23 protein-coding genes and 1 pseudogene are annotated in these 26,774 nt (G+C 62.7%); 11 read left to right on the forward strand and 13 right to left on the reverse strand.

What is annotated here, in order from left to right; genetic code table 11:
• Positions 1-9: 9 nt before the first annotated feature.
• The 3 genes and pseudogenes from C2846_RS19255 to C2846_RS14320 form a co-directional block, all read left to right on the forward strand.
• Positions 10-1,455 (forward strand): annotated as a pseudogene (locus tag C2846_RS19255) (glycine cleavage T C-terminal barrel domain-containing protein); the annotation flags it as partial.
• Entirely contained in the window at positions 1,452-2,129 is a 678-nt protein-coding gene (locus C2846_RS14315) for a sarcosine oxidase subunit gamma (RefSeq protein WP_420849055.1), read from the forward strand. The pseudogene C2846_RS19255 and the gene C2846_RS14315, both read left to right, overlap by 4 nt.
• A gap of 12 nt (positions 2,130-2,141) precedes the next feature.
• Complete coding sequence (locus C2846_RS14320; protein ID WP_119701814.1) at positions 2,142-2,900, forward strand: IclR family transcriptional regulator; 759 nt, start codon at positions 2,142-2,144, stop codon at positions 2,898-2,900.
• Here the strand turns inward: C2846_RS14320 and C2846_RS14325 are convergent.
• The 3 genes from C2846_RS14325 to C2846_RS14335 are packed head-to-tail and all read right to left on the reverse strand — an operon-like array spanning position 2,897 to position 8,613.
• Entirely contained in the window at positions 2,897-4,315 is a 1,419-nt protein-coding gene (locus C2846_RS14325; RefSeq protein ID WP_080048440.1) for an efflux transporter outer membrane subunit, read from the reverse strand. The two genes, C2846_RS14320 and C2846_RS14325, sit on opposite strands and share 4 nt — an antisense overlap.
• On the reverse strand, positions 4,312-7,455 hold the full coding sequence (locus tag C2846_RS14330; RefSeq protein WP_119701768.1) for an efflux RND transporter permease subunit: 3,144 nt from the start codon (positions 7,453-7,455) through the stop codon (positions 4,312-4,314). The genes C2846_RS14325 and C2846_RS14330 overlap by 4 nt, the downstream gene beginning before the upstream one ends.
• A gap of 15 nt (positions 7,456-7,470) precedes the next feature.
• Entirely contained in the window at positions 7,471-8,613 is a 1,143-nt protein-coding gene (locus C2846_RS14335) for an efflux RND transporter periplasmic adaptor subunit (RefSeq protein ID WP_119701769.1), read from the reverse strand.
• A 170-nt stretch (positions 8,614-8,783) separates the two neighbouring features.
• Here C2846_RS14335 and C2846_RS14340 point away from each other — a divergent pair, with 170 nt between their 5' ends.
• Positions 8,784-9,437, forward strand: coding sequence for a TetR family transcriptional regulator (locus tag C2846_RS14340; RefSeq protein WP_080048442.1), 654 nt, complete (start codon positions 8,784-8,786; stop codon positions 9,435-9,437).
• On the opposite strand, the gene C2846_RS14345 is transcribed toward C2846_RS14340, so the two are convergent.
• Genes C2846_RS14345 through C2846_RS14380 form a run of 8 tightly spaced genes read right to left on the reverse strand, consistent with a single transcriptional unit; the run spans position 9,416 to position 15,805 of the window.
• A complete protein-coding gene (locus C2846_RS14345; protein WP_119701770.1) occupies positions 9,416-10,276 on the reverse strand; it encodes a ChaN family lipoprotein in 861 nt (286 codons plus the stop codon). The genes C2846_RS14340 and C2846_RS14345 overlap by 22 nt on opposite strands.
• 4 nt (positions 10,277-10,280) lie before the next feature.
• Complete coding sequence (locus C2846_RS14350) at positions 10,281-11,042, reverse strand: heme ABC transporter ATP-binding protein (protein WP_080048444.1); 762 nt, start codon at positions 11,040-11,042, stop codon at positions 10,281-10,283.
• On the reverse strand, positions 11,042-12,088 hold the full coding sequence (locus tag C2846_RS14355; RefSeq protein ID WP_080048445.1) for a FecCD family ABC transporter permease: 1,047 nt from the start codon (positions 12,086-12,088) through the stop codon (positions 11,042-11,044). The genes C2846_RS14350 and C2846_RS14355 overlap by 1 nt, the downstream gene beginning before the upstream one ends.
• 9 nt (positions 12,089-12,097) lie before the next feature.
• Entirely contained in the window at positions 12,098-12,964 is an 867-nt protein-coding gene (locus tag C2846_RS14360) for a heme/hemin ABC transporter substrate-binding protein (protein WP_119701771.1), read from the reverse strand.
• On the reverse strand, positions 12,957-13,364 hold the full coding sequence (locus C2846_RS14365) for an ExbD/TolR family protein (protein WP_119701772.1): 408 nt from the start codon (positions 13,362-13,364) through the stop codon (positions 12,957-12,959). Before C2846_RS14365 ends, C2846_RS14360 begins: the two co-directional genes overlap by 8 nt.
• The gene (locus tag C2846_RS14370; protein WP_119701773.1) at positions 13,361-14,026 is read right to left on the reverse strand and encodes a MotA/TolQ/ExbB proton channel family protein; all 666 of its coding nucleotides are present in this window, start codon (positions 14,024-14,026) and stop codon (positions 13,361-13,363) included. Before C2846_RS14370 ends, C2846_RS14365 begins: the two co-directional genes overlap by 4 nt.
• The gene (locus C2846_RS14375) at positions 14,013-15,086 is read right to left on the reverse strand and encodes a hemin-degrading factor (protein WP_420849056.1); all 1,074 of its coding nucleotides are present in this window, start codon (positions 15,084-15,086) and stop codon (positions 14,013-14,015) included. The genes C2846_RS14370 and C2846_RS14375 overlap by 14 nt, the downstream gene beginning before the upstream one ends.
• A gap of 35 nt (positions 15,087-15,121) precedes the next feature.
• Entirely contained in the window at positions 15,122-15,805 is a 684-nt protein-coding gene (locus C2846_RS14380; RefSeq protein ID WP_119701774.1) for an energy transducer TonB, read from the reverse strand.
• A gap of 106 nt (positions 15,806-15,911) precedes the next feature.
• On the opposite strand from C2846_RS14380, the gene C2846_RS14385 reads away from it, so the two are divergent.
• Both C2846_RS14385 and C2846_RS14390 read left to right on the forward strand, forming a co-directional pair.
• On the forward strand, positions 15,912-18,122 hold the full coding sequence (locus tag C2846_RS14385; RefSeq protein WP_119701775.1) for a TonB-dependent hemoglobin/transferrin/lactoferrin family receptor: 2,211 nt from the start codon (positions 15,912-15,914) through the stop codon (positions 18,120-18,122).
• Between the two features lie 39 nt (positions 18,123-18,161).
• Complete coding sequence (locus C2846_RS14390; RefSeq protein ID WP_080048451.1) at positions 18,162-18,515, forward strand: Rieske (2Fe-2S) protein; 354 nt, start codon at positions 18,162-18,164, stop codon at positions 18,513-18,515.
• A 4-nt stretch (positions 18,516-18,519) separates the two neighbouring features.
• On the opposite strand, the gene sfsA is transcribed toward C2846_RS14390, so the two are convergent.
• Both sfsA and C2846_RS14400 read right to left on the reverse strand, forming a co-directional pair.
• Positions 18,520-19,221: a DNA/RNA nuclease SfsA gene (gene sfsA / locus C2846_RS14395; protein ID WP_119701816.1), complete on the reverse strand. Its 702-nt coding sequence runs from the start codon at positions 19,219-19,221 to the stop codon at positions 18,520-18,522.
• Positions 19,221-20,399: a pyridoxal phosphate-dependent aminotransferase gene (locus C2846_RS14400; protein ID WP_080048452.1), complete on the reverse strand. Its 1,179-nt coding sequence runs from the start codon at positions 20,397-20,399 to the stop codon at positions 19,221-19,223. Before C2846_RS14400 ends, sfsA begins: the two co-directional genes overlap by 1 nt.
• Positions 20,400-20,598: 199 nt before the next feature.
• Here C2846_RS14400 and dksA point away from each other — a divergent pair, with 199 nt between their 5' ends.
• From dksA to C2846_RS14425, 5 genes are all read left to right on the forward strand, one after another.
• The gene (gene dksA, locus C2846_RS14405; protein WP_080048453.1) at positions 20,599-21,042 is read left to right on the forward strand and encodes an RNA polymerase-binding protein DksA; all 444 of its coding nucleotides are present in this window, start codon (positions 20,599-20,601) and stop codon (positions 21,040-21,042) included.
• Between the two features lie 71 nt (positions 21,043-21,113).
• A complete protein-coding gene (gluQRS, locus tag C2846_RS14410; protein ID WP_080048454.1) occupies positions 21,114-22,004 on the forward strand; it encodes a tRNA glutamyl-Q(34) synthetase GluQRS in 891 nt (296 codons plus the stop codon).
• A gap of 63 nt (positions 22,005-22,067) precedes the next feature.
• On the forward strand, positions 22,068-22,244 hold the full coding sequence (locus C2846_RS14415) for a hypothetical protein (protein ID WP_090475058.1): 177 nt from the start codon (positions 22,068-22,070) through the stop codon (positions 22,242-22,244).
• On the forward strand, positions 22,228-25,179 hold the full coding sequence (locus C2846_RS14420; protein WP_080048455.1) for a sensor histidine kinase: 2,952 nt from the start codon (positions 22,228-22,230) through the stop codon (positions 25,177-25,179). The genes C2846_RS14415 and C2846_RS14420 overlap by 17 nt, the downstream gene beginning before the upstream one ends.
• A gap of 34 nt (positions 25,180-25,213) precedes the next feature.
• On the forward strand, positions 25,214-26,632 hold the full coding sequence (locus C2846_RS14425; protein ID WP_080048456.1) for a sigma-54-dependent transcriptional regulator: 1,419 nt from the start codon (positions 25,214-25,216) through the stop codon (positions 26,630-26,632).
• Positions 26,633-26,774: the final 142 nt, after the last annotated feature.

Raw genomic sequence — 26,774 nt, forward strand, 5'->3', positions numbered from 1 at the left:
CCCAGCGCTAATGCCGACTGGCCGCTGTTCGCCCACCCCAAGGGCAAGGAGTTCGTCGACTTCGACGAAGACCTGCAGATCGCCGATATCGTCAACGCCACCCGTCACGGCTACCGCGACGTGCAACTGGTCAAACGTTTCTCCACCGTAGGGATGGGACCCTCTCAGGGGCGCCACTCGGCCCTGCCGACCGCCCGCCTGGTCGCTGCCGCAACCCAGCGCACGGTCAGCGAAACCGGTGTGACCACCGCCCGCCCGCCGTTCGTCGCGGAAAGCCTGGCGCATATCGCCGGACGCGGCTTCGACCCGTATCGCCAGACGCCGATGCATCAGCGCCACCTGCAGGCCGGAGCACAACTGATGCCGGCCGGCAACTGGCAGCGACCGGCCTATTACGGCCCGGCTGATCAACGTGATGCCTGTATCCAGGCCGAAGCCCTGAACGTGCGCAACAACGTTGGGCTGATCGATGTGTCGACTCTTGGCGGGCTGGATCTGCGCGGTCCGGATGCGGCCGAATTACTCAACCGGCTGTATACCTTCGCCTTCGTCAAACAGCCGATAGGTCGCTCGCGCTACGCGCTGATGACCAACGAACAGGGCGTGGTGATCGACGATGGTGTCTGCGCCCGGTTTGCCGAACAGCACTTCTACGTCACCGCCACCACCAGCGGTGTCGAGCGCATCTACCAACAGATGCTTAAGTGGAACGCCCAGTGGCGGCTGAACGTCGATATCACCAACCTGACCACCGCACTGGCCGCAGTCAATCTGGCCGGACCACTGGCGCGTCAGGTACTGGCCAAGCTGTGTACTGACGTTGATCTGTCCGCCGAAGGCTTTCCCTATCTGGGCGTGCGTACCGGTACTGTAGCCGGGGTACCGGCGCGTCTGCTGCGGGTCGGTTTTGTCGGTGAACTGGGTTATGAAATCCATGTTCCGGCGCGCTATGGCGAGTACCTGTGGGATGCCTTGATGCAGGCCGGGGCCGAGTTCGGCATCCGGGCGTTCGGGGTCGAGGCCCAGCGCCTGCTGCGTCTGGAAAAAGGTCATGTGATCATCGGCCAGGACACCGATGGCATGACCCGTATCGACGAGATCGACATGACCTGGGCGATTGCCCGCAAGAAGCCGTTCTTCGTCGGCAAACGCTCGGTGGAAATTCTCGAAGCCCAGCCACTCAAGCGCAAACTGGTTGGATTCCGCCTGCCGGCAGACTCACCCAGACCGCTGGAAGGTCATCTGGTATTAAACGGCGCACAGATCAGCGGCAACATCACGTCCTGCGAGTACTCGCCCACGCTGAACGCAATCATCGGCATGGCCTATGCCGGTGCCGATCAGATCAGACCAGGCCAACACCTGCCGATCCGTGTCGAAGGTGGCCAGATGGTCCATGCCGAGGTAGTCGAGCTGCCGTTCTACGATCCCGAAACCCGTCGCCAGGAGCTGTGATCATGATCAGTCCCACCCAATACCCCGCCCGCAGCCCGCTGTATCACTTGCAGGCCAATGCCCAACTGAGCAGGCTGGGCAATAGCCTGACGGTCGCCCGCTACAGCAGCGGCGAAACAGAAACGGCCAGGCGCTGCGCGCTGGTCGATCTGTGCAACCTGGCCCGGGTCGGCTTTCGGGGCGCAGACAGCGCCCACTACCTTCAGGCCCAGGGTTTCGAGCTACCCCCGGCCCCCAACCTGGCCCTGCGCCAGACCGACGGCAGTCTGGTGGCACGCCTGTCACGCACCGAGTACTTGCTGCTGAGCAGTCTGGGCGACCAGGGTCAACGCCTGCAACGCCTGGAAAATGGCTGGCAGCAGGACGCCACGGCCAACTACCTGCTGCCCCGTACCGACAGCCATGCCTGGCTGAGGCTGTGCGGGCAGCATTGTGCCGAGGTCATGGCCAAACTCTGTGCGGTCGACCTGCGCCCTCAGAGCTTCCCGCCACTGGCAGTGGCGCAGACCTCGGCGGCCAGGATCAATGTCATCGTAATCAACGCCGGCACGCCGCTCCAGCCTTGCCTTGAATTGCTGTGCGACCGCGCCGCTGCCGAATACTTCTGGGCTGCGCTGCTGGATGCCATGGGCGAGTTCGACGGTTGCCCCGTGGGCATAGAAACCCTGATTTGAGCTGCCGAGATGATGGAGAAAAACGACTATCGGGTACCGTCATTGCAGCGCGGGCTTGAGATTCTGCAACTGTTCCATGCTGGGCAACGCAGTCTGAGCATGAACGCGATGGCCGAAGCGCTGGAGGTTAGCGTGTCGGCGCTGTACCGCATCGTCCAGACCCTTAGCGACATGGGCTATCTGCACAAGATCGGCACCAACAGCTACGAACTGGGGCCGGCGGTGGTCAGTGACGGTTTCCGCTATCTGGCCAGTCGCGATATCGTCGAGGTGGCCATGCCCCACCTCAACGACCTGCGCGATCGCACCTCGCTGTCCTGTCACCTGAGCATCCGCGAACAGACCGACAGCCTGTACCTGTATCGGGCGTTTGCCGGCCAACGCCTGTCGGTCAACATTCCGATCGGTAGTCGCATCGCCTGTCACCGCAGCGCAATGGGCCGGGTCCTGCTGTGTGATTTGACCGATGGCGAGCTGGAACAGCTCTACCGCTACTGTCGCCTGGACGACCATCCGCCACCCGGCCCGCGCAGCCTGCCGGAGCTGCGGCATCAGGTAGAGAGCGATCGAGAACGCGGCTGGGTACTGAGCCGCTCCGATTATTCAACGGCAATCGCCTGCGCGATCCGTGACCACCGCCAGCGAATCATTGCCGCAATCAACCTGTCGGGGCCCGAAGCCTTGCTGGAGGACGAGCAGACCCAGGCCAGCTACCGCCAGGAACTGCTGGCCGTGGCCGCACGGATTTCCCGCCAGATGGGTGCGGTTTAACCCGCACCCTCTTGCGCGTTAGTGGTTTCAAGCCAGCCACCACCGAGCGCCCGGAACAGATCAACCTCGCTGCTGAGCAGCGCCAGTTGCTCGCTCAACCACTGCTGGCGGGCATTGAACAGTTCGCGCTGGGCATCAAGCAGAGTCAGATGGCTCTCGACTCCGCCACGATAGCGTTGCTCGGCCAGCCGGTAATACTGCTCGTTGGCCTCAACCAGCGCCTGACGGGCCTGCAGTTGGGCGCCGTAACCCTCACGCGCCGCCAGTGCATCGGCTACCTCACGGAACGCCTCCTGCAAGGTAGCTTCATACTCGGCCACCCGAGTGTCACGACTGAGCTCGGCATAGTCGAGGTTGGCCTGCAGCCGTCCAGCATTGAAGATCGGCAGCGCGATCGACGGCGCGAAGTTCCAGTAACCCGAGCCACCATCGAACAGCCCGGATAGCTCGTTGCTGGCGGTACCCGCGGCCCCGGTCAAGCGAATGCTCGGAAAGAATGCCGCCCGCGCCGCACCGATACTGGCATTGGCCGCCAGCAGCCGGTGTTCGGCCTGACGCACATCCGGGCGCTGCAGCAATACCTCGGAAGACAGGTCGGCCGGCAACGCCGGCAGCGCCACCGCCTCCAGAGTGCGCGATTCCAATGGTGCCAGCGCCTGCTCCTGGCCAACCAGGCGCGCCAGGGCATTGCGATCCTGGGCCACCAGCCGCTGATACTGGGCCACCGCAGCCCGGGCAGATTCCAGCGCTGCTCGTGACTGCGCCAGTTCCAGTGTCGAAGCAATCCCTTCACGCTGACTCAGGGTGATCAGGTCATAACTCTGCTGATAATTGGCCATGGTTTCCTCGGCCAGTTGCAACAGGTTCTGATCCGCCTGCCAGGTCAGGTAGGCCCTCGCTACACTGGCCACCAGGGCCGTATGCACTCCGCGCCGGGCCTGTTCAGTAGCCAGATACTCTTCCAACGCCTGCTCCGACAGGCTGGCGATCCGGCCGAACAGATCCAGCTCCCAGGCCACATCCAGGGTGGCGCTGTATTGACTGCTGATCATGGCCTGGTCGCCGGCGCTGAGACTGGCCGGCAGCCGGGTCCGGGCACCGCTGCCGGAGGCCGACAGCTCCGGCAAGCGCTCAGCCCGCTGGACCCGGTACAGAGCCCGATAGGCCTCGACATTCAGCGCCGCCACCCGCAAGTCACGATTGTGTTCCAGCGCACTGGCGATCAGGGTCTGCAACTGCGGATCCTGGAAGTAGTCACGCCAGCCAGCCAGGCTCAACTGCGCCTCACCAGGCAAGTCGTTGGCCGCCTGCCAATCCATCGGTACCGGCGCCGGCGGGCGCTGGTACTCGGGTATCAGTGAACAGCCGGTCAGTCCCAGCATCGCCACCATCATCAACGAAGCCTTGAAGTTCATGGGCGCACCTCCGCAGCCGGTGCATCCGCTTCAGGTTCAGGCTTGCGCGAGAACAGCGAAGAGATCAGCACGAAGAACAGCGGCACCCAGAAGATCACTAGCACCGTAGCCGCAGCCATGCCACCCAGCAGACCGGTACCGATCGAATGTGCACTACCGGCCCCGGCACCGCTGGAAATGGCCAGCGGCAACACCCCCATGCTGAATGCCAGCGAGGTCATGATGATCGGCCGCAAGCGCATCCGGCAGGCCTCGACCGCCGCATTGATCAACGACAGTCCCTGCAAGTGCAAGCTCTTGGCAAACTCGACGATCAGAATCGCGTTACGGGCCGTCAGACCAATGGTGGTCAGCAGACCGACCTGGAAGAACACATCGTTGGACAGTCCGCGACCCATGGTCGCCAGCACCGCGCCGATGATCCCCAGCGGCACCACCAGCATCACGGCCAGCGGAATCGACCAGCTTTCATACAGCGCCGCCAGACACAGGAACACGATGATCAGTGACAGGGCATAAAGTGCCGGCGCCTGGTTGCCGGACAGCCGCTCTTCATAGGACAGCCCGGTCCAGGAGTAACCCACCCCCGGTGGCAACTGGGCGGCAATCTCCTCGACTGCCCGCATAGCATCCCCAGAGCTGTAGCCCGGCGCCGCTTCACCCAGGATCTCGACCGCCGACACACCGTTGTAACGCGCCAGCTTCGGCGGTCCATAGGTCCATTTGCCCGAGCTGAAGGCGCTGAACGGCACCATATCGCCGGCGGCATTGCGCACATACCACTGATTGAAGTCTTCCGGGTTCATCCGCGAGCTGGCTTCGCCTTGCAAGTAGACCCGCTTGACCCGGCCACGGTCGATAAAGTCGTTGACATACCCCGAGCCCCAGGCAATCGACAGCGTACTGTTGATATCTGTCAGCGACACGCCGAGCACCCGGGCCTTTTCATCATCGATCGTCAGTTGATATTGCGGCTCGTCATCCAGGCCGTTGGGGCGCACCGCCATCAGCATCGGATGTTCATTGGCCATACCGAGGAACTGGTTGCGAGCCTGCATCAGTACTTCATGTCCAACTCCGGCGTTATCCTGCAGGAACAGGTTGAAGCCAGTAGCGTTACCCAGTTCCATCACCGCCGGCGGGGCGAAGGCAAACACCTGGGCATCCAGCAATTCGCCAAATTTCTCCTGGGCCCGGCCCGCCAGGGCGAACACGCTTTGCTCCGGCCGAGTACGCTCTTCCCAGGGCTTGAGCATGATGAAGGCGATACCCGAGTTCTGGCCGCGGCCGGCAAAGTTGAAGCCGCTAACGGTGAACACCGAACTGACAATGTCGCTCTCGTCTTCCAGCAGGTAACGGCGCACTTCGTCGATACTGGCCTGGGTCCGCTCGGTGGTCGAACCCACCGGGGCAGTGATCTGGGCAAACAGCACGCCCTGATCCTCATCCGGCAGGAAGGCGGTGGGCAGACGCAGGAACAGGAACACCATGATCACCCCAATCAGCAGATACAGCGCCAGGTAGGGCGTCTTGTTGCGCAGAATACCGGCTACGCTGCGCTGATAGCTGTCCACACCGCGATTGAAGGTCCGGTTGAACCAGCCGAAGAACCCACGCTTTTCATGGTGATGCCCGGCCTTGACCGGCTTGAGCAGGGTGGCACACAGCGCCGGGGTAAAGATCAACGCCACCAGTACCGACAGCACCATCGCCGAGACGATAGTGATCGAGAACTGCCGGTAGATGACCCCGGTCGAACCGCCAAAGAACGCCATCGGAATAAACACCGCCGACAGCACCATGCCGATACCGACCAACGCGCCCTGGATCTGGCCCATCGACTTGCGGGTTGCCTCACGCGGCGGCAGGCCTTCTTCGCTCATCACCCGTTCGACGTTCTCCACCACCACGATCGCATCGTCCACCAGCAAACCAATAGCCAGCACCATGGCGAACATGGTCAGCACGTTGATGCTGAAACCGAAGGCCGACATGACACCGAAGGTGCCCAGAATAACCACCGGGATTGCCAGGGTTGGAATCAGGGTGGCGCGCCAGTTCTGCAAGAACAGGAACATCACCAGGAAAACCAGCACTACGGCCTCAATCAGGGTATGCACCACGTTGGTGATCGACGCCGAAACCACCGGCGCAGTCTCGTACGGATAGACCACATCGACCCCGTCGGGAAAGAACGGCCTGAGCCGTTCAACGGTATCCTTGACCGCCTTGGTGGTATCCAGCGCATTGGCGCCGGTGGCCAGATTGATGGCGATCCCCGTGGCTGGCTGACCATTGTACTGAGCATTGGTACTGGCGTTCTGGGCGCCCAGCTCAACCCGGGCGACATCACCCAGGCGTACCTGGGAACCATCGCGGTTGACCTTGAGCAGAATGTCGCGGAACTGCTCGGGGGTCTGCAGACGAGTTTTGCCGATGATAGTCGCGGTCAGTTGCTGTTCTTCGACCGAGGGCATGCCGCCCAATTGACCGGAAGCAATCTGAACGTTCTGCTCCTGAATCGCGCTACGCACATCACTGGGGGTCAGACTGAAATTGTTCAGCCGTGCCGGGTCCAGCCAGATCCGCATGGCATAGGGCGCGCCAAAGACCTGAAAGTCGCCAACCCCGGGGGTACGCGACAGCGGGTCCTGCAGGTTGGACGTAATGTAGTCGGCCAGGTCCGGACCGGTCAGGCTGCCGTCGGTGGACACCAGGCCAATCACCATCAGGAAGTTGACCGTGGACTTGGTGACCCTGATCCCCTGCTGCTGTACTTCCTGGGGCAGCATTGGAGTCGCCAGTTGCAGCTTGTTCTGCACCTGAACCTGGGCGATATCCGGGTCGATCCCTTGCTCGAAGGTCAGGGTGATGCTCATGCTGCCGTCGGCATTGGTCGACGAGGACATGTAACGCAAGCCATCGATACCGTTCATCTGCTGTTCGATGACCTGAACCACTGTGTCCTGCACGGTCTGGGCTGAGGCCCCAGGATAGCTTACGGAAATCCCTACGGCCGGAGCGGCGATGCTGGGGTACTGGTTGACCGGCAGGCTGAGTACCGACAGCCCGCCAGCCAGCATGATCACCAAGGCGATCACCCAGGCGAAAATAGGTCGATCAATAAAAAATTTCGACATGCGTCAGATTCCTTTTCAGCCTTCTACCGGCTCGGCGCCGGGAAGGCTGGCGGTTTTGACATTGCTGGCCGGCACCACTTCAACCTCGTCACCGGCACGGATAAACTGCAGTCCTTCGGTGATCAACTGGTCTCCGGCTTGCAGGCCGGCGCTGACCAGCCAGCGGTCGCCCACAGTGCGCTCGGCGCTCAGTACCCGCTGCTCGACCTGGCCCTGACCGTTGACCACCATGGCCACCGGCTCACCACGCGGGTTACGGGTCACACCTTGCTGCGGCGCCAGGATCGCTTCAGCCTTCTGCCCAGACACCAGTTGCGCCCGCACGAACATACCCGGCAACAACAGCCGCTCCGGGTTGGGGAACACCGCCCGCAGCGTCACCGAACCGGTACTGGCATCCACCGACACTTCGGAGAATTCGAGCTGCCCTGCATGCTCGTACTGACTGCCATCTTCCAGAGTCAGAGTGACCCGCGCGGCATCGTCACCAGCCATCTGCAATTGCCCGGCGTCCATCTCACGGCGCAGATTCAGCATTTCCCGGGCAGAACGCACCACATCGACATAGATCGGATCAATCTGCTGGATGGTCGCCAGCTCATTGGCCTGGCCACTGGTGACCAGAGCACCTTCACTGGCCGCCGAACGGCCGATACGTCCAGAGATTGGCGCCAGCACCCTGGTGTAGCGCAGGTCGATCTCGGCCTGCTTCAACACAGCATCGGCCTGCAGGCTGGCGGCCCGGGCTTCGTCATACTGCTGGCGACTGACCGCCTCCTGCTTGACCAGAGTGGCGTAGCGCTCGGCCAGTGAACGGCTCGACAATACCCCGGCGCGAGCGCTCTGCAGGTTGGCTTCGTAGACCGCCGGATCGATCTGGTAGAGCTGATCGCCTCCCTTGACCTCACTGCCTTCGGCAAACAGACGCTTCTGGATAATGCCGCTGACCTGCGGACGTACCTCGGCGACCCGATAGGCCGCGGTACGGCCCGGCAGCTCACTGATCAATTCAAAGGGCTCTGTCTGCAACACCACGACACCGACTTTCGGCTTGGCTTGAGCGGGCACGGCAGTATCTGCGGAGGGCTGGCAGGCGCTGAGCAACAGCGCAGAAACCAGTAAGGGAGCAACTAGAATGCGGCCTGGCATGGCGGGCATGGGGAACCTCTCGTGGGTCGAAGCAGGGAGTGCAAACAGAATAGCTTGGTTTGAATGGCAGCGAGTATACTTACATTCATGAATGTTTGTAAACGGAAATTGCATTGGTTAATATAGCGGCCAGCCCACCCTTGGGTGGGTGTTGACACCCGACTTCCAGAGAGCAGGCCATGGTCCGTAGAACAAAAGAAGAGGCCATGGAAACCCGGTTCAGTATCCTTGATGCGGCTGAGCAGTGTTTCCATGAGAAAGGCATATCCAGCACCACACTGAGCGATGTAGCGAAAGCCGCCGGGGTAACCCGTGGCGCCATCTATTGGCACTTTCAGGACAAGTCGGACCTGCTCGATGCACTGCTCGAACGCATGATCACACCGCTCGACCCACTTGGTGAAACAACCCGCAGCGCTGACGAGCCCGACCCCCTGGGTCGCATGCAGGAGCTGATCAGCCAGATATTCCAGCGCGTGGAAAAGGACCCGTCCAACCGGCGCGTTCATGAAATTCTGTTTCTGCGTTGCGAGCAAAGCCAGCAGAACAATGAACTCTATCGGCGCCTGCAAACCATGTACGAAACCCATCTCGAGCACTGCAGTCTGGCGCTGCTCAATGCGGTAAGCAAAGGCCAGTTACCCAAGACACTGGATATTCCAAGCGCCAGTCTTACCCTCAGCGGATTCATAAGTGGCATCATCTATCACTGGCTGATGACCCCCAACCAGTTGAGTCTGGCCGCACGCGCCGACGCGCTGGCCTGCGCCTGCATCGACATGCTCAGACTCAGCCCGGCACTGCTCACAACTCAGGAAATCCCGGCGCAGTAGTCCTGCTCTTCGGTCGCCGGGGTCAGCCACACATAGTCGGCCTGAGCTTCGTCCGGCAGAGCGCTCCCGGCCTCCACCAGCATCAGCACCCGCGGCGCGGTAGCCCCAGCCCAGTGCAGCGGCACCCCCAGATCTTTGCGTACGTGATAGCCACCAGCCAGGAGCAGAGCCGGGGTCGGTGCCGCCTGCAACACCTCGGCCATACGTTGGTCACGGCCCTGCTGGATCGCCAGCATGGCCGGTACCTGAGTTTCCGGCAGCTTGTGGCAATGCGACTCGCGCATGATCTGCGCCAGCGCCTCACGAGTCTCGCCCCGGTAAACCTCGGACAACGGCTGTGGCTGACGATACAGAGCACTCATCTCATCACGGCCGAGGTTAGCCGCCAACAGACGCTGCGGCACAGCCAACCCCCAGCGCACCAACGGGCCATAGTGCTGCCAGTCCCAGCCAGGGTTCCAGTCCAACGCCTGCACCAGTGCCGCATCCTCCGGCAACATCCGTCCTTGCTGCTCATCAACCGCTGCCTGTTGCTGCGGGCCAAGCATCTCCATTACCAGTGCCCCCTGCGGCCGGCGGGCCTGCAACTGCTCCAGCAGCCAGAGCTGCAAGGCATGATGATCTGGATTGTCATGTTTCTCGCCGACCAGCACATACGGAGCCTCCAGTAGCCGCTCCAGCAACTGCCCGGGCGCCAGCCACTCACCCGTCGCGGTATCCAGCACCTGGCCCAGATGCGGATCCTCCAGCCCCCGCGGTGCCTGCCAGTCCGGCAGTGCGGCCTGCACCGTGACCGTCAGCAACCACAGGCCAAACACAGTAAACAATGCTTTCATCATCACCTCAGATAATCAGCAACGGGCAGTTCTGCTGCGGATGTGGCTGCACCAGTACCTCGACCCCAAACACCGTGCGAATCCGCTCGGCCTCCAGCACCTCCCAGGGACTGCCCAGCGCCAGCATGCGACCACGATCCAGCAACAGGATACGGTCGGCAAAGCGGGCCGCCAGATTCAGATCGTGCAAAATCACCAGCACGGCGCCGCCACGCTCGGCAACGCCACGCGCCTGAGCCAGGGTCAGTTGCTGATGGGCCAGATCCAGAGAAGCGGTCGGCTCGTCCAGCAGCAGACAGGCGCCTTCGGTCTCCCAAATCTGGGCCAGCACCCGGGCCAGATGCACGCGCTGGCGCTCGCCGCCGGACAGGGTCAGGTAATTGCGCCCACGCAGATGGGCGACATCAGCCGCCTGCATGGCCTGCTCGATGATCTGCCGATCGCGCTCCAGGCCACTGTGGTGCGGTAGCCGGCCCATGGCGACTACTTCCTCGGCGCTGAATGGAAACGCCAGGGTCGATGATTGCGGCAACACCGCCAGGGCCTGGGCCCGTTTGCTCGCCGGCCAGTCAGCCAGGGGCCGACCAGCCAGCTCGACCCGGCCAGCAGCGATCGGCAGCTCACCGGTCAAGGTTGCCATCAAGGTGCTTTTGCCCGCCCCGTTGGTACCCAGTACTGCTACTACTTCGCCGGCAGCCAGGGTGAAGTCGATCCCCTCGAGAATCCGACAGCCTCCCCGGGCACAGGCCAGTTGCGAAGCCTTCAACATCACAGCCCTCCCCGGCGCTGAGCGCGCATCAACAGCATCAGGAAGAACGGCGCGCCCAATAGCGCAGTCAGGATCCCAATCGGCAGCTCGGCCGGCGCTACCACCAGCCGGGCCACCACATCGGCCAGCAACAGCAAGCCTCCACCCAGCAACATCGAGGCCGGAATGACCCGCCGATGATCAGCCCCCAGCATCAATCGCACCAGGTGCGGCACCACCAGGCCAACGAAACCGATCAGCCCGGCGGCGGCGACACAGGCCCCGACCCCCAGCGCCGTCAACAGGATCAGTTCACGCTTGACCCGCTCGACATCGACACCCAGATGTCGGGCTTCCGACTCACCCAGCAGCAGCGCATTGAGCGCCTTGGCCTGACGCGGCAAGCGCCACCAGACCAGCGCGCAGCACAGTGCCAGCACCCCTACCCGCTCAAAGTTGGCGCCGCCCAGACTGCCCATGTTCCAGAAAGTCAGAGTCCGCAGCATGGTGTCGTCGGCGATGTAGCTGAGCAACCCAATGAAGGCGCCGCTGATCGCGGCAATCGCGATACCGGCCAGCAGCATGCTGGCCACCGATGTGCCCTGAGCGGTCTGCCCCAGGCGATAGACCAGCAAGGTGGTAATCACCCCGCCAATGAAGGCGCCGCCAACCGTGGCATAGGGCATCCAACTGGCCGGCAGGCTGGCCAGCAGCCAACTGCCAAGCACGATGACCAGGGCCGCACCGAGCGCCGCACCACTGGAAACCCCAATCAATCCCGGATCAGCCAGCGGGTTGCGGAACAACCCCTGCATCACCGCACCGGTCAGGGCCAGGGTCGCGCCCACCAGCAATCCCATCAGAGTCCGTGGCAGGCGAATGTGTTCGATGATCAGCGCGGTCTCCGGCGCAACCTGACTGAGGCCAAGCATACGGCCCAGCGCGCGCACGGTGTCGAGTGGGTGAATCGCCACCGCACCGAGTGCCAGGGACAACAAAAACGCCAACAGCAGCAAAGCTGTCAGCAACAGCATAATGACCGGCCGCAGCCGGTGGGCGGAATCCATGAAACGTCCTCAGTCGACCCGGGCCTGACGACGCGGCTCGACGCTCAGCGCCGCTTGCCGCAATTGCAACAAGGTATCAGCAATGGCCGGACTGAAACCACCCACCATCTGCGCTCCATCCACTCCCAACACCTGACCCAGGCGGCCGGCCGGAGTGGCCCGCAGGGTTGGCTGCAAGGCCAGCAGCCCATCGACACCGCCCGCCATCTCGAGACTCTGCGAGGTAGTCAGCAGCCAGACCGGCGCCAAGCCGATAAAGGCCTCGGCCGACAGCGCCCGATACTGGGAGAACTGGCTGGCCATCGGGTTGTGCATGCCGCCCAGCCGTACCAGGCTGTCACCAGCCGTGCGTGAACCAGCCACCAGCAGGCTTCCGGCCGAGTGGCTGAGCAGAAACAGTGCCTGCGGTTGCGGCTCAGGCACCTGCGGCAAGGCTGCCAGTTGCGACTCCAGATCTCGCCGCAAACGCGCGGCCTGAGCTTCGCGATCGAAACGCTGCCCCAGCGCGGTGATATTGGCCAACAGCGTTTCCAGGCTGGGCTCGGCCGACAGCACCAGCACTTCAACCCCGGCCGAGCGCAACTGAGCCAATACTGCCGGCGGGCCCATTTCCTCGCTGCCAATCAGCACATCAGGATTGAGCGAAAGCAGCCCTTCGGCGCTAATCTGCCGTGGATAGCCGATATTCGCCGGCGCCTGATCGCCCAGCAATGGCAGGCTGGTGCTGTCGACCCCGACCAATTGCGGCATCAGCTCCAGCGCCTGAAAAATCGCGGTAATACTGGCGCCGGCACTGATCAGTCGCGGACTCCGGGATTCAGCCAGCAACGGCCAGGCCAACAGCCAGAGGCAGGCCCCCACTAAAATTTTATTCATCGGCAGATTCCATCAACAAACGGGTATCGGTGATGCCCTGGGCACTCAGCCAGGCCAGCAGACGCAACAGGTCATCGGCCATGGCGCTACGCTCGACGGCGATATCCAGCGCTTCGAGTGTTTGCAGCGCTGACGCCTCACGCAGGCTCGGCCAATCGGGATAACGCTGCTCGGCCAATTGCCAGGCGCCATCGGCAAACAGAGCCAGTTGCTGGCGCTGGGCGCTGTCGGCGGCAGCGGGACTAGCGTCCTGGCTGTCCGGTAGTTGCAGCGGCACCTGCAGCAGCGGCGTCTGCGCCGTCAGCAGAAAGAACACCAGAACAATGAAAATCACATCCAGCAAAGGTGTCAGGTCAGCCAACAGGCTGCTCTGGGCTGGTGGCTCGGGCAAGCGGATCATGCGTTCACCAGCTGCGACCCGGACAGCGGACTGGCACCAACCACCGCATCCGGCTCCAGTCCATCCATGGCCAGCATGCAGCGATTGAGCAACTGTTGCAGTCGTTCAACATAGCTGCTGCTCCACAACCCCAGGGCCTGACCACCGCCCAGTGCCGGCAACGCGATCAGTAGTCCCCAGGCAGTGCTGTACAGCGCCTGGAACAGGCCATCAGCCAACACCCCCGGCGTGACCGGACCGCCATCACCGGCAATCGCCTTAAACATGCCGAGCATGCCCAGCACGGTGCCCAGCAGCCCGAGCATGGGACTGAGCACCCCGATCAACTGCAGCAAGCGCAAGCGCCGCTGCAGCCGCTGCTGCACATGTACCAGCCAGACGCCCAGCAACTCTTCACGTTGCCCCCTGGGCAGGTGGGAATGTACGCGCAGCAGGCAGACGCCATGCCGCCAACCCAACCGCACAGCGTCCGGCTCGTTACTGCTGCAATCCCGGCATTGACGCGCCGCCTCACGGCAGTCGCGCTCGCCCAGGCCCGGCATGCCGGCCAGGGTGACCACCCGCTCCAGCAGCAGAGCCAGGGTCAGGATTGAGCACAGCAGCAGTGGCCAGGCCACTGCGCCCTGGGCCAGGAACCAGCTCGGCAATTCAAGCGACCACATGACTTTCCACCAGTTCGCGCCAGGCTGACAGTTCCGGTTTGCCCGGCTTGCGCGCACCAAACAGCTGCACGATCAACTCACCCTGGCTGTCGTAGGCCTCCAGCGAACTCACTATGCCGTCCGCCGTCGGCTTGCGAACCCGCCACAACTCGCTGATGGCACCGTCGCGCAGGTGCAGGTTGAAGGCCGGATCCAGCACGTTGAACCACTCGCCGGTGCGCACCAGACGCTTGACCGGGCCGGTATGGATCTGGATACAGCCCGGGTTGCCGACGAACACCATGATTTCCAGACCGGTTTCGGCCGCCCGTTCCAGACTCTCGACCAGTGCGCCTGGCGCCAGCCGTTCAGCCCACTCGCTGCCAGCCAGGCGCAGAGCTTGAGTCCGGGTAAGCTGGTGCTTGCGCAGCATGGCGAAGAAATGATGGGTGTCCTTGAGCGCAGCCCAGTCACTGGCCAGCGCTGGCTGGTCGACCGCAGCGTCGGCGCGCGGCAACTGCGGCAGCGGCCGCTGTTCAATAGCCAGCGCCTCGGTACTGTCATCACGCAACTGCTCGGTCAGACGCACCCAGCCCAGCAGGTCGGAGGCATCGGTCAGGTAGATCTTGTGCACAGCCTGACCGTACCTGTCGAACACCTGCAGGCTGCGCCGCCACTTGCCGTCGGCCAGCGGCTCACTGACCGCGAACAGGCTGCTCCAATCGGTCATGAACAGACGCAGATCGATGTCCGGATTGACCACCAGGCCCATCTGGCCGTTGCGGCTGAGATTAATGTTGTCGTAGCGCCCGTGGCGCTCATGTACGCAGTAATCATTACGAGTCAGGGCCATCAACTCGCCCATACCCGGCAAGGCCTCTATCAGCGCCGTCCAATCGGGCTTGAGGCGTACCACCCGCTCGCCTTGCGAGGCATACAGCAGCTCAGCCTCACTGACATTCAGATGGACCGCCGCCTCACGAATGCGCAGGCGCGGCTGGCTTTCGCGCAGTTGCTGCCAGGCATCAAGCAGGTCTTGTCCGGCGAAGGCCGGTGTTGCCTGTTGCGTCATCATGTTCATTTTCTTCCCCTTGAAACGTGCGCCAGCCGACATGGCTAGCGCAATGCAAACTGCACTGGAATCCGCACCCGGGTGGCTACCGGCCGCCCATTGCGCTGCTCCGGAACGAAGCGCCACTGGCGGGCTACCTCAAGTGCAGCCTTGTCCAACAATTCAAATCCAGATGAGCGCAACAGCACCGGCTCGGCACTACGCCCCTCAGGTCCGACCTCGATCTCCAGCCAGACCTCACCCTGCCAGCCCCGGCGCCGGGCCAGTGCCGGGTAGGCCGGGCGGGCCGGAGGCTCGGCATAACGCGGCGACTGGGTAATCACCGGCTCGCTCTGCGCGGGCTCGACTCGCGCCGGCGGATTTGCCGCGGCCGGCGCAGGCGCCGATGGCGCACTGGCGACTGCCGATGCCTGCGGTGGCGCTGCTGGCTCGGCCCGAGCCACCGGCGACGTGGCCACCGGGTCTGGTGGCTTGGTTGCTGGCTTGGGCGGGCTCGGCGGCGTGGCCACTCGCGCCGGCTCAACTGGTGCAGGCTCAAGCCTGGTCTCAGGTTCAGGAGCCGGTCGGGGTTGCTGAGCAAGCCCCAGACTCAGCACTGTGGGCGCCGGAGCCGGCAGCGCCGACAACCCCGACTCTCGACTGCCGAGCAACCACAGGCCATGCACCAACAGCGACACCAGCACCCAGACGCCCCAGTGCCTCAGTACCCGGCCATACGTTAGGCTCATCTCTCTACCAAATAATAATCATTTGCATTTAGATAAAGATTATTATTCAATTCTGACCGTTTTGCCAACCCCCATAACATCTGCAAGCGACAACAAGGAGTACGCCATGCCCCCCTATCCGCACAAACCGCTGGCTCGCCAACTTTGGGCCCTGCTGGCTTTGCCCCTGTGCCTGCCAGCTCTGGCTGACACCCCGACCCCAAGCGCGGCACGCCAGTTCGACACCATGACCGTCACCGCCACCCGCCAGGAAGAGCGCCTGGGCGACGTAGCCGGCAGCGTCAGCGTGGCCGACCAGCAACAGATCGATCGGGAGAACATCAAGGACATTCAGGGCTTGGTGCGCTTTGAACCAGGCGTCTCGGTCAGCGGTACCGGTAGTCGCTTCGGCCTGTCCGGCTTCAGCATTCGCGGGATCGGCGGCAACCGGGTCCTGACCCAGGTCGATGGCATTGGGGTGCCGGACGCCTTCGACTTCGGCGGCTTCCTCAGTGCCCGACGCAACTATGTGGATCTGGATACGGTCAAGCGGGTGGAAATCATTCGCGGCCCGGCTTCCTCGCTCTATGGCAGCGATGCCATTGGTGGTGCCGTCAGCTTCCTGACCAAGGACGCCGGCGACTACCTGAGCGCAGGGGATGACAGCTATGGCCGGCTCAAGACGGGCTACGACAGCTCCGACAGCAGTTGGCTGCGCAGCGCCACCCTGGCTGGACGCCGTGGACAGTGGGACGCCTTGCTGCATCTGGGCCGACGCACCGGCGATGAGACAGCTACCTACGGCGGCCGCGGCGGCATTGGCAGCGAACGGGAAAAGGCCAACCCGGTCGACTACACCACCGACAACCTGCTGAGCAAACTGGGCTGGGATTACGGCGAGAACGGTCGCTTGCAACTAACCTACGAAAAATTCCGCGACACCACCGACACCCGGGTACTTAGCGAGTACAGCGACACCGCCACCATTCGCAGCTCGGACGCCAGGGACCGGGTTGATCGTGAACGCTTCAGCCTGCAGCACAACCTGGATCTGGGCCTGGGCTTTGCCGACCGCCTGAGCTGGCAGCTCAGTCATCAGGACAGCCAGACCCGCCAACAGACCTTCCAGGACCGGGTGGTCGGCGGCCAGCCCACCTTCCGCAGCCGCGACTCCTATTACGAAGAAAAGCTCTGGGCCTTCAACACCCAGCTTGAACGAGACTTCACCTGGGCCGATAGCAACCACCGGCTGATCTACGGCGCCGATCTCAAACGTCTGAAGAGCGCCGATCTGCGCAAGGGCCAGGAAACCGTGCTGGCGACCGGCATCAGCACCCCGATCGCACCGACCAGCGACTTCCCCGATCCAACCGTCTGGGAATACGCCCTGTTCGCCCAGGACACCATCAGCCTCGGTCGCTGGACCCTGACCCCTGGGGTGCGTTACGACCGCTACGAGATGAAGCCGCACGTCACCCAGCAGTATCTCAACAGCGCCGCCACTGACCCCAACCCGCCGCGCTACAAGGACTCGGCACTGTCACCCAAGTTAGGCATCATCTACGCCGTGGATGACGCCCACAGCGTCTATGCCCAGTACGCCGCCGGGTTCCGCGCCCCGCAACCGGTGAACATCTTCGGCGAGTTCGAAAACCCGGGCATGTACCGCACTATCGCCAACCCCAAGCTCAAGGCCGAAACCAGCGACAGCTATGAACTGGGGCTGCGCGGGGAGTACGCCCAGGGCAGCTTCGGCCTGGCACTGTTCTACAACCGTTACGACGACTTCATCGAACAGGTACGCCGCGACTCCAGTGTCCCCGGCTTCCCGTTCGGCGAATTCCAGTACGTCAACCTCGACAAGGTCACCATCTACGGCGCCGAGGCACGCGGCGAGCTGTACCTGGACCATCTTGGCCTGCCGCTTGGCAGCCGCACACGCGCCAGCATGGCCTGGGCCCGTGGCAAGGATGATTCCAGTGGTCAGCCGCTCAACAGCATCGATCCACTCAAGGCGGTGGTCGGGCTCGGTTACGATGAACCCAATGGCCGTTACGGCGCCGAGCTGATCCTCACTGCCGTCGCCGCCAAGTCGCGGATCGACGAAACCCAAACCAACGGCAATCCGTTCAAAACCCAGGGCTACGGCCTGCTGGATCTGATCGGCTATTGGCAGGTAACCGACGCCGTCGCCGTCAACGCCGGGGTCTACAACCTGACCGACAAGCAATACTGGCACTGGAGCGATGTGCGCAGTCTGTCTGACAGCACACCCGGCCTGGCTCGCTACACCCAGCCGGGTCGGCATGCCGCAGTCAACCTGATCTGGGAGTTCTAAGGGCTAGCCAGGTGCTGGGGTGGCAGGGATAATTGGCGCATGACCAATAATGCCCACGCCCCTGCCACCCCGCTGTGCCACCTGGACCAGTTACCCGACCCGGGTAGCAAGGGCCTGATGCATGAGGGTCAGGCCCTGTTCGCAGTGCGCCAGGGCCAGCAGGTGTTCGTTTACGAAAACCGCTGCCCACACCGCGGCATCCCACTGGAATGGACTCCGGACAGTTTTCTCGACCACTCCGGCCGACTGATCCAGTGCGCCACCCATGGCGCGCTGTTTCTGCCGGAAACCGGCGAATGTGTCGCTGGCCCCTGCAGCGGCCAGTTTCTGCGCCAGTTGCCGTGCCGTATCAACGGTGGGCAGGTATGGCTGATCGAAGCAAACACCGATTAGTAGCTTAAAGCTCAACCGGCAGAGCTCCAGCCACGCGCAGGCCTTCCGGACCTGGGATCACTGACCAGGCCACAACTTCGACACCCGCCTGCACCGCCTCACGCAGCAACTGCCCATAAACCGGATCGATCTCATCGGCCGGCCGCACCCGCTCAATGCCTGAGTGCATGACGCAGAACAGCAGACAGGCCCGGCGACCACTGGCCAGCACCTCAACCAGCTCACTCAGGTGTTTCTGCCCACGCAGACTGACGGCATCGGGAAAGGCACCCACGCCCTCGCCGACTGCCAGGGTCACGCTTTTGACCTCAACCACGCACTCACCCGCCCCGCTCAACAGAAAGTCGAAACGACTGTTGCTGCCGGGCAAGCGCACCTCCCGGCGCCACTGCAGATAATCGGCCAGCGGTGTGATCAGCCCGGCCTGCAAGCCAGCTTCGATCACTTTGTTAGCCCGGGCACTGTGAATGCAGGCCAGTACTCCTGGCGCGGTTTCCACCAGTTCCCAGGTGCCCGGTAACTTGCGCCCTGGACGCGGCTGCACGCTGCCCCAGATTCGGCTGCCCGGCTCACCACAATTGAGCATGGAGCCGGTATTGGGGCAGTGCAGGGTCAGCTCACGCCCGTCGTCAAGGCGCACATCAGCAAAAAACCGCTTGTACCGGCGCAACAGCACCCCGCCCAGCAGCGGCGGATCGAACGCAATCAGCATCCCGGCCAGTTCCCGAGCCCGCGCGCCAGCCGCTCCACCGCCTGCTCCAGCCGCGCCACCGAGGTGGTATAGGCAAAGCGCACATGCTCACTGGCACGATACTGACCAAAATCCAGACCTGGGGTGATCGCCAGATGCTCGGTTTCGATCAGATGCCGGCACAGGGCATCACTGTCGCCACCCAGCCGGCGCATATCGGCATACAGATAGAAGGCCCCGTCCGGGGTCAGTGGAATATCAAAGCCCAACTCACGCAGGGCCGGCAGCAGGAAGTCGCGGCGCTGGCGAAAAGCTTCACGGCGCTGCTCGCAGATGGTCAGACTGTCTTCGCCAAAGGCCGCCAAGGCGGCTTGCTGGGCCATGTGCGGCGCACAGATATAGAGGTTCTGCGCCAGCTTTTCCAACTCCGGCACCGCGGCCTCCGGCGCCACCAGCCAGCCCAGCCGCCAACCGGTCATGCCGAAATATTTGGAGAAACTGTTGAGCACAAAGGCGTCATCGGCTACTTCAAGCACCGAACTGGCCTCGCAGCCATAGGTCAGACCGTGATAGATCTCATCGACAATCAGGGTCCCACCCAGCCGTCTGGTGGTCTGCGCCAACGCCGCCAACTGCGCGCGGCTGAGCAGGGTGCCAGTCGGGTTGGCTGGAGATGCAGCCAGAACCGCCCGACAATCAGCATCCCAATGTTGCTCAACCAGTTCCGGAGTCAGTTGGTAAGCGGTTTGCGGGCCGGTCGGAATCAACCGCGCACGGCCCTCGACCAGACGCAGGAAATGCCGGTTGCAAGGATAGGCCGGATCGGCCATCAGCACCTGCTGACCCGGTTCGACCAGCAGCGCACTGACCAACAGCAAAGCAGCCGAGCCACCTGGAGTAATGATCACCCGGCGCGGGTCCAGATCGATACCGTGACGCCGGGCATACAGCCCAGCCACGGCTTCACGCAGCGCCGGCAAGCCCAGCGCCGGGGTGTAGCCGGTATGCCCAGCGGCCAGCGCATTCTGGCCGGCACGGATAATCGGCTCCGGGGTAGTAAAGTCCGGCTCGCCGATTTCCATGTGGATCACGTCGCAGCCCTGAGCCTCCAAATACTTGGCCCGGGCCAGCACCGCCATCACATGAAATGGCTGAATATCCTGGACCCGCCGCGCCCAGTTATGCTGCTGCATGTTGTTCTCCGCCATCAGACAGGGTAAAACCCGAATGATACCCGCCACGCACCAGTCAAACCATCTGGCGGCAAACAGTAGCGCGGGGGCACAGGTTCTGGTAGCTTTGCCCGCTTGCAGCCAGTGGCCGCAACCCCCGCAGGCGCCCAGAACAAGGCGCCTGGCACAGGACGATCGAGCAAAAAGTGAGGCGGTTCTCATGCCCAGTAATGCCAAACAGAAGAACTCTATGTTGATCCGTGGTTTCGTACCCTACAAGGAAGAAAAGGGTGAGGAATACATGAACGAGCGGCAGCTTGCGCATTTCGCTGACATTCTCAACAACTGGAAACAGGAGTTGATGGAAGAAGTTGACCGCACCGTGCATCACATGCAGGACGAAGCCGCCAACTTCCCCGACCCGGCCGACCGCGCCAGCCAGGAAGAAGAGTTCAGCCTGGAACTGCGTGCCCGTGACCGTGAGCGCAAGCTGATCAAGAAAATCGATCAGACCCTGCAGCGCATTGAGGAAGACGACTACGGCTACTGCGATTCCTGCGGTGTTGAAATCGGTATTCGTCGCCTGGAAGCACGTCCCACCGCGACGCTGTGCATCGATTGCAAGACCCTGGCAGAAATCAAGGAAAAGCAGATCGGCGGCTAAGCCAGCCCACCGCGCCACACCGATGAGCCCACTTGCCGGCTCATCGGTAAACTTTTTCTCGCGGCTCAGTAATGCCGAACACCCCCGCTTATATCGGTCGTTTCGCCCCCACCCCCAGTGGCCAACTGCACTTTGGCTCGCTGCTGGCGGCCTTGGCCAGTTATCTGGATGCCCGCCAGGCCGGCGGCCAGTGGCTGGTGCGCATCGAGGATCTCGACCTGCCCCGCAACCTGCCCGGGGCGGCCGATCAGATTCTGCAGACCTTGGACACCTACGGCCTGCACTGGGATGCCACGGTACTCTGGCAAAGCCAGCGCACGGACTACTACCAGCAACTAATCGACCAACTGCTCGCTGCCGGCCAGGCGTTCTACTGCGACTGTTCACGGCGTGAACTGCAGGTTCATGCCGGCATCTATCCAGGCACCTGTCGCCAGCGGCAGCTATCCGCTGCTGCCGACCGGGCCATTCGTGTTCAGGTCGATGACCACCCGCTCAGTTTCATCGATCGCCTGCAGGGCCTCTTTACCCAGCGCCTGCAAACCGAGGTCGGCGACTTCATCATTCGCCGCCGCGACGGCATCATCGCCTACCAACTGGCCGTGGTCGCCGACGATATCGCCCAGCAGGTCAGCGATGTTGTGCGCGGTGCCGACCTGCTCGACTCGACCCCTCGCCAGCTCTGGCTGTACCAGTTACTAGGCGCCCGCCCGCCACGCCACCTGCATATTCCGCTAGCAATGCGCCGGGACGGTGAAAAACTCAGCAAGCGCCTTACCTCGACGCCGCTGGCCGCCGAACAGGCGCCGGCCACCCTGTTCCGTGCGCTCCAGGTGCTGGCCCAGGAGCCGCCAGCCGAACTGGCCAGGGCCGATATCAACGAACTGCTCGGCTGGGCTACCGTCCACTGGCAGCCTGAACGTCTCCCGGCCCTCCAGCAATTGCCCGACCTCAGCGAGTAATGCCCTTGGCAAGCCGGTGCCGGCTGATTACCATCATCACCTCACCCATGGCGCGCTGACCCTATGTATATTTATCGGCTGGTACTGCTGCTGGTCATTGGCATCTACCTGTTCTCACCGGCCATCATGGACTGGTGGATAGAACCCCAGGGCGCCTGGTACCGCCCCTATGTGCTGTGGCTGATCCTGATCATTGCCGGCATGTTGCTGCAGAGCCCCAAAGATGCCGACGAGCTTTGATCTCAGCCTGCTGATCCTGATCAGCGTTGTTTACCTGCTAGCCCTGTTTGGCGTCGCCTGGATTACCGAACGCGGGTTGCTGCCGCGCGGGCTGATGCGTCATCCCGCGATCTACACCCTGTCACTGGGGGTCTATGCCAGCGCCTGGGCCTTCTACGGCACAGTCGGGCTGGCCTATCAGTACGGTTACGGCTTTCTGACCTATTACCTGGGCATTTGTGGCGCCTTTCTGCTGGCACCGGTGCTGCTTAATCCGATCCTGCGCATCACCCGCACCTATCAGTTGTCATCGCTGGCTGACCTGTTCGCCTTCCGCTTTCGCAGCACCTGGGCCGGTACTCTGACGACCCTGCTGATGCTGATTGGCGTACTGCCGCTGCTGGCCCTGCAGATCCAGGCGGTGGCCGACTCTGTGCTGATACTGACCCACGATCCGGGCCAGGACTCGGTGGCCTTTGGCTTCTGCCTGTTGATTACCCTGTTCGCCATTCTGTTCGGCGCCCGCCACATCTCGGCGCGGGAAAAACATGAAGGACTGGTCTTCGCCATCGCCTTCGAGTCGCTGGTTAAGTTGATCGCCCTCGGCACGGTCGGCCTGTTCGCCCTGTATGCGGTGTTCGGTGGCCCGAGTGGGCTGGAGGAGTGGCTCAGCCATAACCAGCAGGCCCTGCGTACCCTCCATTCGCCGTTGCAGGAAGGCCCCTGGCGCACCCTGCTGCTGGTGTTCTTCGCCGCCGCCATCGTCATGCCGCACATGTACCACATGGCCTTTACCGAAAACCTCAACCCCCGCGCTCTGGGCACGGCCAGTTGGGGTCTGCCACTGTTTCTGCTGCTGATGAGCCTGGCGGTGCCGCCGATCCTGTGGGCCGGCCTGCATCTGGACGTGCCAACCAACCCGGAATACTTCACCCTGGGCCTGGGCGTGGCCGCCGGCGCCGACTGGCTGAGTCTGCTGGCATTCGTCGGTGGCCTGTCAGCCGCCAGCGGGCTGATCATCGTGGTGACCCTGGCACTGTCCGGCATGGTCCTCAACCATCTGGTGCTACCGGTCTATCAACCCAGCGCCGACAACAACATCTACCGCTGGCTACTGTGGACCCGACGCAGCCTGATCGCCGCCATCATTATGGGTAGCTACGGGTTCTACCGCCTGCTGGGCGCTGAACAGGACCTGGCCAACCTCGGCATAGCCTCGTTCGTTGCCACTGTGCAGTTTCTGCCCGGCGCCCTGTCGGTCCTGTACTGGCCACAGGCCAACCGCCGCGGCTTCATCGGAGGGCTGGTCGCCGGCATGCTGGTCTGGTCGGTCACCCTGCTACTGCCGTTGATCAGCGAGCTGTCCGGGATCCGGCTACTGGGCCTGAACCTGAGCTTCAACCCTGACACATGGCACATTGCGGCCATTACCTCACTGACCGTCAACATCGTGGTGTTCACCCTGGTCTCGCTGTTCACCCAACGTTCGGCTGAAGAGCAGAGCGCCGCCGAGGCCTGTTCGGTGGACAACGTCAGCCGCCCGCAACGTATGGAGCTGGTCGCCAGCTCACCACAGGAATTCGCTCAGCAACTGGCCAAGCCACTGGGCAACAAGACCGCCCAGCAGGAAGTAGAACAGGCTCTGCGCGACCTCAAGCTACCGTTCGATGAGCGCCGTCCCTATGCCCTGCGGCGCTTGCGCGACCGGCTCGAAGCCAACCTCTCGGGCCTGATGGGCCCGGCCGTGGCGCAGGACATCATCGAGACCTTCCTGCCATTCAAGATGGCCCGGGGCGGTTACGTGACCGAGGATATCCACTTCATCGAAAGCCGGCTGGAGGACTATCACACCCGCCTGACCGGCCTGGCCGCCGAACTCGACGCCCTGCGCCGTTACCACCGCCAGACCCTGCAGGACCTGCCGATGGGAGTCTGCTCGCTGGCCAAGGACAATGAGGTACTGATGTGGAACCGGGCCATGCAGACCCTGACCGGGATCAGCGCCGACAGCGTGGTCGGCTCCCGGCTGGAAAGCCTGCCAGCGCCTTGGAATCAGGTACTGCAGCGCTTTGTCGAGGACCAATCGGCGCATGTCCACAAACAGAAACTGGTACTCAATGGTCAGACCCAGTGGCTCAACCTGCACAAGGCTGCCATCGACGAACCGGGTAATATCGGCAACAGCGGGCTGGTGCTGCTGATCGAGGACCAGACCGAAACCCAGATGCTCGAAGACGAGCTGATGCATTCTGAACGCCTGGCTTCTATCGGTCGCCTGGCCGCCGGGGTGGCCCACGAGATCGGCAACCCGATCACCGGGATCGCCTGCCTGGCGCAGAACCTGCGTGAAGAACCGGATCTGGAGGAGGCTCGGGTCGCCGCCGAGCAGATCATCGAGCAGACCCGCCGGGTCTCGCGGATCGTCCAGTCGCTGGTCAACTTCGCCCACGTCGGCAGCCGCCACAACAACGCCAACGAAGAAGTCGATCTGGCGGCCTGTTGTAACGAGGCCATCCACCTCCTGTCACTCAACCGTAAGGGTCCCGAGGTCATTTATGTTAACCTGTGCAATCCGGAGCACAGGGTCGTCGGCGATAGCCAGCACCTGGTTCAGGTTCTGATCAATCTGCTGGGCAATGCCCGCGACGCCAGCCGGGATGGTGATCGCATCACCATTCAGACCCAACACAATGAACATCAAGTGCTGCTCATGGTGGAAGACCAGGGCAGCGGAATCGACAAGGCGATCATGGATCGCATGTTCGAGCCCTTCTTCACCACCAAGGACCCAGGGACAGGAACCGGGCTCGGATTGGCACTGGTCTACTCGATTGTCGAAGAGCATTATGGTCAGATCACGGTCGAAAGCCCGGCTGACTCGGTAACACAGCGCGGCACCCGATTCATCATCACCCTGCCGCGTTACAGTGTTTTAAGTAACGGTGTCATCACCTGAGGGGGGTTGGGTGAGCACCGCGCATGAGGTAGCTATGTCACATATTCTGGTTGTTGAAGACGAAACCATCATCCGCTCCGCCCTGCGACGGCTGCTGGAACGCCACCACTACCAGGTCAGCGAAGCCGGCTCGGTCCACGAGGCCGTGGAACGTTTTTCCCTAGACAGCTTCGATCTAATTGTCAGTGACCTGCGCCTGCCCGGCGAGCCAGGCACCGAACTGATTCGCAAAGCCCCCAATACGCCGGTGCTGATCATGACCAGTTACGCCAGCCTGCGCTCGGCGGTCGACTCCATGAAACTCGGTGCGGTCGACTATATTGCCAAGCCCTTCGACCATGACGAAATGCTCCAGGCCGTCGCCCGGATCATCGAGGACGCCAGCCAGCGCCGCAATCAGCCTGCTGCCGAGCCCGCCAGCAACGAGCCAACCAGCGAGGGCTCGGTCAAGAGTGGCAAGGAGCTGGGCATCATCGGCTCCTGTGCCGCCATGCAGACACTGTTCAAGCGCATCAGCAAGGTCGCGCCAACCGATTCCACGGTACTGATCCAGGGGGAGTCCGGAACCGGCAAGGAACTGGTGGCACGCGCCCTGCACGAAAACTCCAAGCGAGCCAAGGCGCCACTGATTTCGGTCAACTGTGCAGCGATCCCGGAAACCCTGATTGAGTCGGAGCTGTTCGGCCATGAGAAGGGTGCCTTCACCGGCGCTACCGCTGGCCGCACCGGTCTGGTCGAGGCCGCCGATGGCGGCACCCTGTTCCTCGATGAAATCGGCGAGCTGCCGCTGGAAGCTCAGGCTCGACTGCTGCGGGTGCTGCAGGAAGGCGAAATCCGCCGGGTCGGCTCGGTACAATCCAACAAGGTTGATGTGCGCCTGGTCGCCGCGACCCACCGCGACCTCAAGACCCTGGCCCGTCAGGGGCTGTTCCGCGAAGACCTGTATTACCGGCTGAATGTGATCGAGCTGCGCCTGCCGCCACTGCGTGAACGCGGCGATGACGTGATGCTGATTGCCGAAGCGCTGCTGGCCCGGGCCGCCCGTAACATGAACATGGAAGGCTTGCATTTCGGCAAAGAGGCCGCTGATGCAATCCGCCGCTATTCCTGGCCGGGTAACGTGCGCGAGCTGGAGAATGCTATCGAGCGCGCCGCCATCCTCTGCGATGATGCGGAAATTTCCACTGACCTGCTCGGCATCGAGCTGGATCTGGAGCATGAGCGTGCTTCGCAGGCGGCCAACGCACTGGAAACCATGCGCCACCCGGACAGCCCCAGTCAGGAGCCAACCGAGGACCTGTCATTGGAAGACTACTTCCAACACTTTGTCCTGGAGCACCAGGAACACATGACCGAAACCGAGCTGGCCAACAAGCTCGGCATCAGCCGCAAATGCCTGTGGGAGCGACGCCAGCGCCTGGGCATCCCACGCAAGAAAACCGCCAGCTCCTGATACTAAGGCGTTGTTCAGAGTCTCCTTAAATATCCGGTTCGCGGCCTGACTGGTCGCGAACCGACAGCACCTGCCCCACCACATCGCCCCCGAGTAACCCGACAAGTGTTACCTGTTACCCCGTTCTCCTCCCATCGAACTG

It is taken from the genome of Pseudomonas jilinensis (genome assembly GCF_003586265.1).
GTDB lineage: Bacteria > Pseudomonadota > Gammaproteobacteria > Pseudomonadales > Pseudomonadaceae > Halopseudomonas > Halopseudomonas phragmitis.